General features: G+C 61.0%; 13 protein-coding genes. 5 read left to right on the top strand and 8 right to left on the bottom strand.

Going from position 1 to position 11638, the window contains the following annotated elements; translation table 11 throughout:
- Nucleotides 1–97: 97 nt before the first annotated feature.
- From IEX57_RS06775 to IEX57_RS06765, 3 genes are all read right to left on the bottom strand, one after another.
- Complete coding sequence (locus IEX57_RS06775; RefSeq protein ID WP_188703539.1) at nucleotides 98–835, bottom strand: SDR family oxidoreductase; 738 nt, start codon at nucleotides 833–835, stop codon at nucleotides 98–100.
- 306 nt (nucleotides 836–1141) lie between these two features.
- Complete coding sequence (locus IEX57_RS06770; protein WP_188703538.1) at nucleotides 1142–2365, bottom strand: UxaA family hydrolase; 1224 nt, start codon at nucleotides 2363–2365, stop codon at nucleotides 1142–1144.
- Entirely contained in the window at nucleotides 2352–2669 is a 318-nt protein-coding gene (locus tag IEX57_RS06765) for a UxaA family hydrolase (RefSeq protein WP_188703537.1), read from the bottom strand. The genes IEX57_RS06770 and IEX57_RS06765 overlap by 14 nt, the downstream gene beginning before the upstream one ends.
- Before the next feature lie 241 nt (nucleotides 2670–2910).
- Here IEX57_RS06765 and IEX57_RS06760 point away from each other — a divergent pair, with 241 nt between their 5' ends.
- From IEX57_RS06760 to IEX57_RS06750, 3 genes are all read left to right on the top strand, one after another.
- Nucleotides 2911–3669 (top strand): FadR/GntR family transcriptional regulator, encoded by a 759-nt coding sequence (locus IEX57_RS06760; RefSeq protein ID WP_188703536.1) that lies wholly within the window; start codon nucleotides 2911–2913, stop codon nucleotides 3667–3669.
- Nucleotides 3670–3724: 55 nt separating this feature from the next.
- Nucleotides 3725–4126: an NUDIX hydrolase gene (locus IEX57_RS06755; RefSeq protein ID WP_188703535.1), complete on the top strand. Its 402-nt coding sequence runs from the start codon at nucleotides 3725–3727 to the stop codon at nucleotides 4124–4126.
- A 72-nt stretch (nucleotides 4127–4198) separates the two neighbouring features.
- The gene (locus tag IEX57_RS06750; protein WP_188703534.1) at nucleotides 4199–4858 is read left to right on the top strand and encodes a hypothetical protein; all 660 of its coding nucleotides are present in this window, start codon (nucleotides 4199–4201) and stop codon (nucleotides 4856–4858) included.
- Nucleotides 4859–4972: 114 nt separating this feature from the next.
- Here the strand turns inward: IEX57_RS06750 and IEX57_RS06745 are convergent, their stop codons facing one another.
- A complete protein-coding gene (locus IEX57_RS06745; RefSeq protein WP_188703533.1) occupies nucleotides 4973–5710 on the bottom strand; it encodes an NAD-dependent protein deacylase in 738 nt (245 codons plus the stop codon).
- Nucleotides 5711–5870: 160 nt separating this feature from the next.
- Between IEX57_RS06745 and IEX57_RS06740 the strand changes: the two genes are divergently transcribed.
- Both IEX57_RS06740 and IEX57_RS06735 read left to right on the top strand, forming a co-directional pair.
- Nucleotides 5871–6344 (top strand): hotdog fold domain-containing protein, encoded by a 474-nt coding sequence (locus IEX57_RS06740; RefSeq protein WP_188703532.1) that lies wholly within the window; start codon nucleotides 5871–5873, stop codon nucleotides 6342–6344.
- Between the two features lie 52 nt (nucleotides 6345–6396).
- Nucleotides 6397–6942: a DUF1415 domain-containing protein gene (locus tag IEX57_RS06735; protein WP_188703531.1), complete on the top strand. Its 546-nt coding sequence runs from the start codon at nucleotides 6397–6399 to the stop codon at nucleotides 6940–6942.
- A 161-nt stretch (nucleotides 6943–7103) separates the two neighbouring features.
- Here IEX57_RS06735 and IEX57_RS06730 read toward each other — a convergent pair whose 3' ends face one another.
- The 4 genes from IEX57_RS06730 to IEX57_RS06715 form a co-directional block, all read right to left on the bottom strand.
- The gene (locus IEX57_RS06730; RefSeq protein ID WP_188703530.1) at nucleotides 7104–7766 is read right to left on the bottom strand and encodes an energy-coupling factor ABC transporter permease; all 663 of its coding nucleotides are present in this window, start codon (nucleotides 7764–7766) and stop codon (nucleotides 7104–7106) included.
- Nucleotides 7767–7779: 13 nt separating this feature from the next.
- Entirely contained in the window at nucleotides 7780–8427 is a 648-nt protein-coding gene (locus IEX57_RS06725; protein ID WP_188703529.1) for an alpha/beta hydrolase, read from the bottom strand.
- Between the two features lie 146 nt (nucleotides 8428–8573).
- Nucleotides 8574–9782: a DUF1501 domain-containing protein gene (locus tag IEX57_RS06720; protein ID WP_188703528.1), complete on the bottom strand. Its 1209-nt coding sequence runs from the start codon at nucleotides 9780–9782 to the stop codon at nucleotides 8574–8576.
- Nucleotides 9775–11298: a DUF1800 domain-containing protein gene (locus IEX57_RS06715; RefSeq protein ID WP_229708875.1), complete on the bottom strand. Its 1524-nt coding sequence runs from the start codon at nucleotides 11296–11298 to the stop codon at nucleotides 9775–9777. The genes IEX57_RS06720 and IEX57_RS06715 overlap by 8 nt, the downstream gene beginning before the upstream one ends.
- Nucleotides 11299–11638: the final 340 nt, after the last annotated feature.

Here is an 11638-nt window from a genome sequence, read left to right as displayed (position 1 = left end):
CCTGCTGCAGCCCGCTCCTTCTATCGTTGCAATGTCCAATGCCCTTCGCGCGGCGGTCAGGGGCGGGTCTGTATTCCTCCCACCTCACGCCTCACGCTCAAATCGTGACGCCGCCATCGACTGACAGCGCCGCGCCCGTGACAAACTTCGATTCATCGCTGGCCAGGTACACCAGCAAGGGGGAGATATCGTCGACCGTCGCCAGCCGCCCCATGGGCTGGCGGGCGATGAAGTCTTTTTCTGCCTGCACCGGGTCTGCCGCGCTGGCAATGCGGCCGCGCAGGGAAGGGGTGTCGACCGTCCCCGGGCAGATGCAATTGCTGCGAATCCCCTGTTTTACAAAATCCGCCGCCACCGCCTTGGTAAACCCGATCACGCCCGCTTTGGTGGTGCCGTATACAAAGCGGTTGGGAAAGCCTTTCAGGCTGGACGCCATTGACGCCATGTTGATGATCGACCCGCCACCGTGTTCCAGCATGGCCGGCAATAACGCGCGGGTAACCCGGAACATGCTGCTCAGATTCAGATCAACGCTGAAATCCCAGTCGTCCTCACTGCATTGCAAAATGCTGCCGTTGTGTACAAAGCCCGCACAGTTGAACAACACATCGATCACACCGATATCAGCCGCCGCCAGCGCCACCTCGGCACTGTTACGCACATCCAGCGCACGGGTGCGGATGCGCGGATGATCCAGCGTCGCCAGCGCCTCGGCATTGATATCGGTCGCCCACACCTGAGCACCTTCTTCAGCAAACGCCAACGCCGCAGCACGCCCCATACCCTGGCCTGCAGCGCTGATAAACGCCGTTTTGCCCGCAAGTCTTTGTGTCATCCCAGTCAGTCCCAATGTTGCAGTTGCAGTCACGTTTGCTGTTGCTGTTGCAGTTGCAGTTGTTGCTGTTGCTGTTGCAGTTGCAGTTGCAGTTGCTTTTGACTTTCTCCCCCTTTCAAGGACTTTTCCGATTGAGGGAGGGAGACCCCAGGCTCCCGACGGATTGAGGGAAGCCCGGAGGGCAAAAGTCCGGGGGCCGCCTTTCTTTTGGACACTTTTCTTTGGCGGTCCAAAGAAAAGTGTCGTGCTCCCGGGCACCCCCGGGTATGCAAAACCCCGCGCCGTCAGGCGCTAACCCCTCCAGCGTCAAACACCCCGCACCGGCAAACACGCCGGCCCCAACGGCTCAAACTGCTTGTAAGTCAAAATAAACTCCTGATGACCCAGTGCCTCAGACTTGCTCGGCGCCCCGTTGGCCACCTCATGCACCAGCCCGACAATTTCCGCACCCAGTTCATCCAGCGTGGCCTCGCCGTTCAGCAAACGGCCGGCGTTCACATCCATGTCTTCCGCCAGCCGCGCATACGTCTGTGGATTGGCGCAAATCTTGATGACCGGGGCGATGGCAGAACCCACCACCGAACCGCGCCCGGTAGTAAACAGGGTGACGTGCGCACCGCAAGCCATCAGCTCCACGATCTCGGCGTTGTCAGAGATATTGGGAAAGCCGAAGCGCACCTCGCCATCAGGCACCACATCCAGCAGATACAGCCCGCCGGTGGGGGGCACATCGCCCGGTTTGATCAGGCCGGCGATCTCTGAGTCACCGCTTTTGGCATACGCGCCCAAAGACTTTTCTTCTTGCGTGGTCAGGCCGCCATCGGCATTGCCTGGCGCAAAACTGCCGTGGCCCAGCGTGGCGTAGTAACGCGCGGCCTTGGCCACGGTGCGGACGATCTCGTCGCCCAGTTCCGGCGTGGCGGCGCGGCGTTTCATGTGAAATTCGCAGCCAACCAGTTCGCCGGTTTCTTCAAAAATACAGGCCGCGCCTGCATCAATCAGCCGGTCAAACGCCCGGCCGACCGCGGGGTTTGCGGTGATGCCGCTGGTGCCGTCAGAGCCACCGCAAATGGTGGCGACCACCAGTTCATCCCAGCGCATCGGCACACGCGCCTGTTCTGCCAGTTGCTCGACGGCCCATTGCACCCATTCCACGCCCTGGGCAATGGTGCTGCGGGTGCCGCCTTTGTCCTGAATGGTAAGCGTGTGGACCGGGCGATCAGTCTGCGCGATATGGCTTTCCAGACCGCGCTTGTCAAAGCTCTCGCACCCCAGCGACACCAGCAACACGGCGCCGACATTGGGGTGCGTGGCCAGCTGGCGCATGACCTTGTCGGCATAGGCGTTGGGATAACAGCCCGGAAAACCGATCAGATGCACCGGCTGGTCACGAAAATGCCGGGTGATCTCGCTGGCGACAAAATGGGCGCATTCCACCAGGTAAGCCACGGCCACCACATTGCGGATGCCCTTGCGGCCGTCGCTGCGCAGCCAGCCTTGCAAAGGGGCGTTGGGTTCAGTGGTGGACATAACTCTGACCTTCCTCAAGCGTGTAGGTGGGCAGGTAATCGCTGGCCAGGTTGTGCGTGTGAATATGTTCGCCCTGGGCAATCGGCCGGGTGGCGCTACCGATGATGGCGCCGTAACGCACCACCTTGTCGCCGGTGTGCAGCGCGCTACGCGCCAGCTTGTGACCAATGGCAATGGCGTGCGGCAACGTCACGCTCTGGCCTTCGACCAGCACGGTTTCACCGGCGGCCAGCGGGGCGCAGACGATCAGGCAGTTGTCTTCCTGGCCGATGAGCAACAGGCGGCGGTCGGTCTCTTTGCTCATGTTCGGGAACCTGGGTGTTGCCGCATCACGGTGTATCTCCAGTCAGCGTATTTGCCTGTCGGCGATAAATTGACTACATCCGTTGTATACTTGGTTCGAAGGTCTATTGGTCTGACCATTGAGCCAAAGCCTGGTATCAGACGCACTGCATGTCAAGCGCTTTGTAGTGAAAATTTCATGACTGCACCGTGCTGCATCGCAATGATTTAATGGCAAAAAAAGCCAGACACAGGGGTGGACTATGACGAACCGGCTGCCGCAGATTGAATCCAGACGGCTGTATCGGCAGATTGCGGAATTGATCCTGCGGCATATCGACAGCGGGCAGTTTCCGCCTGGCAGTTTGTTGCCGGCAGAGCGTGAACTGGCAGAACAACTGGGCGTGAGCCGTGCTTCGGTGCGGGAGGCGCTGATCGCGCTGGAAGTAGAAGGGCGGGTCTCGGTCAAGGTGGGCAACGGCGTCACGGTGCTGGACAAACCGGCTGCCACTGCCACCACGCCAATGGCTGACGCGTCGCAGCAAAACGGCTGGCCTGATGTCGGCCCGCTGGAGTTGCTGGAAGCACGCATTCTGGTCGAATGCGAAACCGCCGCGCTTGCCGCCCGGCGTGCGACGCAACCGGATATCGATATCCTGGAAGCCATGCTGGGCGACATTGCCGACGAACACCGGCGTTTGCACCACATCCAGCCCGCCGATCGTCGGTTTCACATGAAGATTGCCGAGATGAGCGGCAACCAGGCGTTGGTGCATCTGATCGCCCAGTTATGGGATCAGCGCGCCAGCCCGGTGTTTGCGCGCTTTGAAGATCACTTTGTCACGCAACGGCTGTTTGAAGACACCAGCCAGGATCACCGCCGCATTCTGGATGCCATCATCCAGCGCGACAGCACCGCTGCCCGCACCGCCATGCGCCGCCATTTAAGCGACGTGCGCAAGGCGTTCCTGCGTGGTTTGTCCGGCGTGCCGGGGCAAGGCACAGTAGATGCGGATGACTGATCGCCCGCCCGCGCGTTATGCTGCCGGGCCGTTTATCCTTGCGTGATCGTTCTGTATGTCTGATGTGATTCATGTCGCCACGCTGGCCGTGATCCGCGCTGGCCTGGTGTTGTGCGTACGCAAGCGCGGTACGCAGCGCTTCATGCTGCCAGGCGGCAAGCCCGAAGCCGGCGAGACCGCTATCGCTTGCCTGACGCGCGAGATTTTCGAAGAACTGCAATGCACGGTGCAGACCGCCAGCCTGCGCGCCATTGGCCAGTTTGAAGGCGTGGCCGCCAATGAAGCCGGCCGGCGCGTACGGGCCGATGTCTTTGTGGGCGAAATCACCGGCCCGCTGCAACTGGCCGCAGAAATCGAAGAATACCGCTGGCTGCCCCTGGCCGGCCCGTTCGACGTACCGCTGGCGCCCTTGCTGGCAGAAGGCCCCTTGCTGGACGTGCTGCGCGCCGCCGCCTGACGGTATTGCTGCACAGAGCGCCCGCCGCGCTTTCTGCCAGACTGGAGGATTGATCCGGTTCCGGGGCGCAGCATGCAGGTTTTTCTGATTGGCACCAACCATCTGGCCGATACGCACAACTTGATGGTGCGGCAACTCAAGGGCGTGCTGGTGCAGTTGCAACCTGCGCGCTTGCTGCTGGAAATCCGCCCGGCCGATCTGGCCCGGCCCACGGCCAGCCCGGGCCGTTACGCGCCGGAGATGTGCCTGCTGGCGCAAGGCTACGCAGCCATTGCGCACGGGTTTGACTGGCTGGGTGAAGGGGATGAAACCGCCGTTGCGGCACGCCTTGCCGAGCAACAAAACCTGTCCGCACAGCTTGGTAGCGCTGATCTGCCGCCCGCAGGGCAAGCCTTTTATGCGCGCTACAACCAGGAACTGGCGCCGTTCCTGCAAGACCATGACCTCTTTGCCATGAACAGCCCGCAAGCGCTGCAACTGGCCGGGCAATGGATCACCTTTTACGACTGGTGCAGCGGCCCGTTTGCACCGCTGGCAGACTTTTACCGGCAGCGCGCCCTGCGTATCAATCAGGCCATCGTCGAGCAAGTGGCGGCGGTTGCGGCAACGCCAGGGCGGCTGGTGGTGGTCATCGGGCTATCGCACGTACTGCGCGTGCAACAAGCGCTGCGCCAAAGTTTGCCGGGGGTGGCGGTGCATTTGCTGGCCGATATCGTACCCGCGGCGGAATGACGAAGTGGTGGGGCGCCTGAAACAGCAGTTGCACCCGGCAAACCCCGCCGTACACTCTGCACACCTCACACCTCACACCTCACACCTCACACCTCACACCTCACACCTCACACCTCACTCCGCGCCCAGTTGCGTCTGCAGTGCCAGGCAAGTCTCCCCGATTGGCGCGCGGATAATCACTTCAAAGAAGCGGTCCAGCCGGGTATCAGACAGGTTGATCAGCGCGCACGGCACGTTATAGCGCGCCGCCTCTACCGGAATCATGTTCACCGGGCCGACTTCCAGCGATGAACCCATGACCAGCACCAGATCGGCATTCACCGCCAGATCAAACGCGCGCTCGATCAGCGGCACGGCTTCGCCATACAGCACCACGTCCGGCTTGATCACTTCGTTGCAACGGCGGCAATGCGGCACGGCATGTTGCTGCACCCAGGCCAGATCATGCTGCGTACCGCAAGAGAGGCAACTGGCGCCCATCAGGCTGCCGTGCATTTCCAGCACTTCGGTGCTGCCGGCCTTGTGATGCAGGCCATCGATATTCTGGGTGAGCACGCTGACGCGTTTGCCTTGTTGCTCTAGCCAGGCCAGAAAACGGTGGCCGGCGTTGGGTTCGTACTGGCCAGCCAGTTTGAGCTTGAAGATATCGCGGAACGCATCCCAGAAACCGTCCGGGCAATCCAGGAAGTAATCAATCGATACCACCTCGGCAAAGCTGCGGTTCTGGGTGAACAGGCCATTGGCGGAGCGAAAATCCGGAATGCCCGATTCGGTGCTCATCCCGGCTCCGGACAACACGGCAATGTGACTGGCGTTCTGGATAAGGCGGGCAAGGTGATCAAGCGGTTCCATGGCGGGGCGGCGGCGGGTCAAAACGCCAGTGTGCCAAAACCGGCCGATGCTGCAAACGCATCGGGGCCAATTTCAAACGCCGCGCTAAGGCCGCACCCCAATTGGTGATGCGGGCTGATGTGTGAAATGCTGCGCTCATAAATCACAACAAGGCACGACCATGGCTCGCCCCAATGCACTTCTGAACATGTGGCAAAAATTCTCCGGCCTGCCGGCTGGCAAGTGGCTGTTTTCGCGGCTGGTTTGCCTGAAGGCGCCGTACTTTGCCTCGATCAGCCCGCGCTTTGATGTGCTGCAAGCGGGCCGCGCCCAGGTCTCCATCAAGAAACGGCGCAAAGTGCAGAACCATATTGGCACCGTGCACGCCATTGCCATGTGCAATATGGCGGAACTGGCCGCTGGCACCATGACGGATGTGACTATTCCCGCCAGCCACCGCTGGATTCCCAAAGGCATGACGGTGGAGTACGTCAAAAAGGCCGAAACCAGCCTGCGCGCCATTGCCACGGTCGAAGCGCCGGCCGATTGGGGCACCGGCATCAACTTGCCCGTGCAGGTAGAAGTGCTCGATACCAATGACCAGATTGTGTTGCTGGCCACGGTTACCATGTGGGTCTCGGCCAAAAAGGCCTGAGCGCGCTCGGTAAGCGGTAAAATGGCGGGCTGCAACCTCAAGCCGCCCCGCCATGATCGACTCTCAACGCATTCTTGATGACACCCGCCGCTGGCTGGAACGCGCCATCATCGGCCTGAACCTGTGCCCGTTTGCCAAGGCCGTGCATGTCAAACAGCAGATCCGCTACGTCATCAGTGCAGCGACGGATGCTGACGCGGCGGAAGGGGATCTGGAACTGGCGCTGCTGGAACTGAACGACGCTGACCCAGCCGTGGTCGATACCACGCTCTTGATCTTCCCGCAGCTATTTGCCGACTTTCTGGACTTTAACGATTTCATTCACCAGGCCGACGCGCTGGTCGACATGATGGGTTTCAGAGGCAAGTACCAACTGGCCAGTTTTCACCCGCAATACCAGTTTGCCGGCACCGGTGCAGATGACATTGAGAACTACACCAACCGCGCGCCATATCCGATTCTGCATCTGATCCGCGAGGCCAGCATTGAACGCGCTGTGGCCGCGTTTCCGGATGCGTCGGTGATCTTTGAGCGCAATATGGAGACCATGCGGCGGATCGGGCTGGAAGGATGGCAGAAGTTGATGCGTGAGGGGTAACCGGCGTTCCTGATTCGCGGCTTGGTGGACAGCGCCTGCGGTGCAGGAAAGTGGCGGCGCGTGAAACAGCAGTTGCACCCGGCAAACCCCGCCGTACACTCGGCACACCTCACACCTCACACCTCACACCTCACACCTCACACCTCACACCTCACACCTCACTACTTGTCCTGCAGGTACAGCGCGTCATCAAACGTCGCCACCCATTGCGGGAAATACACCACCAGCAAGGTCATGACGATGCCGGTGGTAAAGCCTTCGGGCCAGCCCATCAAGAAGTAATACGGCAGTTGTTCATCCACCAGAAAGCCAAAGTCATACGCCCCGGCCAGCGACAACAAGCCGCAGGTCAGCAAGCCTGCCATCCACATCGACAACACCCCGGCCGCAAAACTGTTCACGAAAATATAGGTGAAGTAGTTCAGCGGCATTTTCTTTTGCGCAAAGCGCAGCAATTGCCAGGTGAGCGTGGTGGGGACGGCGGCGACGATCAGCCAGGACAAACCCATGCTGGCCCAGTTGCCGTGACCGTCGTAGATATCTGCCGCCAGGGCCACGGCCAGCCCCAGCCGCGCGCGATCCGGCCCGGCAATGAGCGTGAGCGCTGCCGCACCGATCAAATGAAAAGCCAGCCCCGGTTGCAGGCTGGCTTTCATTTGCCATGCGATCAGCACGGCTACCACGCCGCCAAACCAGCAGGTCATATCGGCTTGCGGCAGCTTGAACCACGGCACGCGCACTGCTGAACGGATCAGCAGCGCGCCGGCAAGCACCCAGGCGGCAATCAGCCAGGATTGCGGAAAATGGGCGGCGACAAGGTTCATGCGGGTGTGGGCATTACAGCAGCCGGATGCGCCATTCGCGATCAACCAGATCTGCCAGTTGCGTCAGCCGGCCATGGAAAAAATGCCCCACGCCGGGCACAACAATGACCGGCAGTTGCTGTGGCCGCGCCCAGTCGAAAACGCGGTGCAGGTCGACCACTTCGTCCTGTTCACCATGAATGATGATGGTATCGGCCGGCACATTGGGGAACGCCTGGCGGGTAACCGAAGGGCCGATCAGGATCATGCCTTCAACTTCATCATCAGAGAGGCGCTGGCGAAATTGCGATTGCACATACGTGCCGAACGAAAACCCTGACAGCACAAGGCCGCTCACGCCGGGGTTTTCTGCACGGGCCTGGGCCAGCACGGCGGCCATGTCGTCGGGCTCTTCCTTGCCGTAAGCATGTTCGCCTTCCGAGTTGCCGACGCCGCGCAGGTTAGGGCAGTACGCCACGTAACCCAGGCGAGAGAGAGTTTTGGCCAGCGTGGTGACAATCTTGTTGGTAAAGGTGCCGCCTTCGAGCGGATTGGGGTGGGCAACCAGCGCAATACCACGGGTCTCGGGCAGGGCGGATTCAAGCTTGAGGCATTCGAGTTTGCCGGCCGGGCCGTTGATGCTGATGGTTTCAAAGGTGGGGGCTTTGCGGGGGCTGTTCATGGTTGCTTTGCGCTGGCGGCAGATTGGAGGCGATAGCTTATTTTAGCCTGGCGGCCAAGGCGTGGGCAGGGTGGATCGGGGCGCTGGTGCTGCTGGTTCGTCATTGCGGCCGGGGCCGGAAGCCAGCCGGCCCCCGCACCCGAAAATCAAACCAGCTTCAAATCAACCGGCTTCACCCCCGGGAAAACCGCCTCCAGCTGCTGGCTGTTAAACCCGTACATATGGGTAAACATCCCGCCCAGCATGGCACGGTAGTCGTTCAGCACCGGCCAGTCGCGGTTCTGAAACAGTTTGGGGATCGAGACCTCTTGCTGTTCGCCGGCAATCTGCCCGCCGTGAATGCCGCCGCCCAGCACCCAGTACACGCTGCCATGACCGTGATCGGTGCCTTTGTTGCCGTTTTCGCGGAAGGTGCGGCCAAATTCAGACACCACGACCACCACCGTCTTGTTCCAGGCCTCGCCAGATTCCTGCGCAAATGCCGCAAGACCCTTGCCCAGACTATTGAGGTTGTTGGCCAGCGCGCCGTTGGCGTTGCCCTGGTTAACGTGGGTATCCCAGCCGCCTACATCCACAAACCCCAGGCGGTATTGCTCGCGCATCAGCCGGCCCATGCGGCGGGCCTGGTCTTCAAAGCCGCGGGTAGAGACTGCGCCACGATTGGCGGCGGTCATTTCATCCTGCAGCATTCTGGCTACGCCCTGGCGCAGGTTCAGCCCTTCTTTGACTTGCGCGCCCAGCGGGTGGTTGTCATACATGGCAGCCAGCAGTTTGCTCTGGCGCTCGTCAAACGGCGCGCGGTTGGCGTCTTGCAAGGCCACGTTGGGAATGTTCACCGGGCCGGTGCAGCACACGGGCAGGGTGCCGGTGAAAGAGATCGCCGGTACGCCCTGGATTTGCTGGGCCAGACGGTTCATGAAGCCGCTCTGGTAATTGCGGTGGCCGCTGGTGGGTTGGCCCAGTTCAATGCTGTCCTGGGTTTCAAAATGACTGCGGGTCAGGTCGTCGGTGCCGGCAAAAGGCACAAAGGCGATTTCCGAGCGTTGCCACAATGGGTAGAGCGAATCTTTCAGCGCCGGGTGCAGGCCCCAGTCGTTGCTTAGTGCCAGGGCGTCGGTTTTGCTGATGGCGATATTGGGGCGCACGCTGTAGTAATCCGCGCTGTTGACCGGCACCAGCAGGCTGTTGGCGTCATAACCGCCGCGCAGAAACACCAGCAAAAAGCGCGTGTCGGTATTGCTGGCCGCGGCAAAGAGCTTGCCCGACCACGTCAGCGTACTGGCGGCCGCACCTGCGCCCAGCCATTGCAGCAAGCGGCGGCGGTCTGCCTGGACATCATCATGCCGGTCAGTCATACATGAACTCCGGGGACGAGAGCAGCAGCATGTTCCATTCTTGCTGCGAGTTGGCCTGGGTCAGCGCGTTGCGCGTATTGCCGCTGACATAGGGGTCGAAGACCTGGTAGTACAACCGGTTGGTCAGCATGGGAAACCCGCTGCCCTTGGTGCCGTCAGGCAAGTCAAACAAACCGGCGTTGCCAGAGCCGATGGCGCGGGCAATTTCAAAGCGTTTGACCATCTGGCCAGAGCTGGACCATGCCTCGGCCGTGAGCGGATAGCCATCAGGCGTAAGGCGGCCATACAAGGGCTCGCCCAGGCCATACAGCCAGTTGATTTCCGGGCGCAGGTTGATGATCTGGCGGCCGTCATAGGCCAGCCGCAAGGCGCTGAGCGTATAGGCCATGGGGTCTTTGAACTGCTTGCCCAAAGAGGCAGTGAAATCCTTGCTGGTCAGCAGCGCCTTGAGCACGGCGGATAGATCGCCATCGCTGTGTTGCCAGGTGCGGGCCATGTCATCAACCACGCGTTCTGGCGGGGTTTGCGCCATGAAGTAAGTGGCCATGCGCCGGCTGACAAAACGGGCGGTGGCCGGCTGGCTGGCCAGAATGGCGGCCACCTGGTTGATCTCGGCAAAGCCTTTGCCGGCAATGCTCTGGCCCAGAAAAGTCTTGTTGCCGAAATCATGCCGCTGCGGGTTGAACTCAAACGCGCCGTCGCGCACCAGCAGTGGCATCAATTCCGGCTTCAGGCGCGGGTTGTCGGTGTTGTAGTCCACGCCAAGGCCGGTCAGGATGCGCGCCAGTTCCTGCACGTCTTGCTGGCTGTAGCCGCTGCCCACGCCCATGGTGTGCAGCTCCATGATCTCGCGCGCGTAGTTTTCGTTGATGCGGCCGGCGGCGTTCTGGGCGTTATCCAGATACACCAGCATGGCCGGGCTTTGCATGGTGGCGGTCAACAGGTCGCGAAAATGCCCCAGCGCATGCGGGCGGATGGCGGATTCTTCGTAATCCGGTATCAGCGTGCGCAGGTTGTTTTTGCCGGCAAACACACTGAAATGGTTCAGCCAGAACCACGTCATGCGCTCTTGCAACTGGTCGGGCGAATACAGCGCGCGCAGCAGATGGCGCTGCATGGCCTGGTTGATGGTGTTGTTGCCCAGATCGTTGCGGGCTTTTTGCAAGGCTTGCTTGTCTTCGTCAGTCGCCGCGTTTTTTTGCTGCTCGTTCAGCGCGCGATACTGTGCTTCGTAGTTCAGCGGAGTCTGGCGGGTGATATCCAGTGCGGCAATCTGTTGTTTGACTGCGGCGGGCAGGCGCTCATCGCCTTGCGGGTGGAGTTGTTCATCCAGAAAACCGCTACGGCCCAGTTGATGGAACCGGGCAACGGTGGCGGCATCCACGCCCCAGGTGACGCGTTGCAGCCAGTCCAGATCAGGCTGCGACAGGGTCGCGCCGGCATCGGCTGCCAGCGCCGGGCTGCTGATCAGCGCAATGGTCAGTGCCAGCAAGGGTAGCGGGCGGGTCAACGGCATGGACGGGTATCCTTGCAAGGCCGGCAGATGGGCCTGGTTTACGTGTATTCAACGTGCCTGGCCACCCGCGCGATGACCAGCGCCTGTAACCGTGCGTATGTACAGTTGTCGGTTTTCCTGCGGCGCACCTCTGGTGCAGCGCAACAACACGCCGCCAGCCCGCTTCTACAATGAGAACGCCGGCTCGCCAGTGCCTTTACACATTTTTTACTTTTGGCTAACCCTGGCTTAAGTCAAATTCCGGCAGACTTGCCGCCGTGGCTGTTTGTTGCGTTGGCGCAGGAGGGGTGTGACGGGATCGTGCACAGATGCTGACGTTGAAACAGCGGCCCGCGCAAAT

The organism is Silvimonas iriomotensis, assembly GCF_014645535.1.
GTDB lineage: Bacteria > Pseudomonadota > Gammaproteobacteria > Burkholderiales > Chitinibacteraceae > Silvimonas > Silvimonas iriomotensis.
The sequence above is the reverse complement of the archived record's forward strand: the minus strand, read 5'-3'. Positions and strand labels throughout refer to the sequence as shown.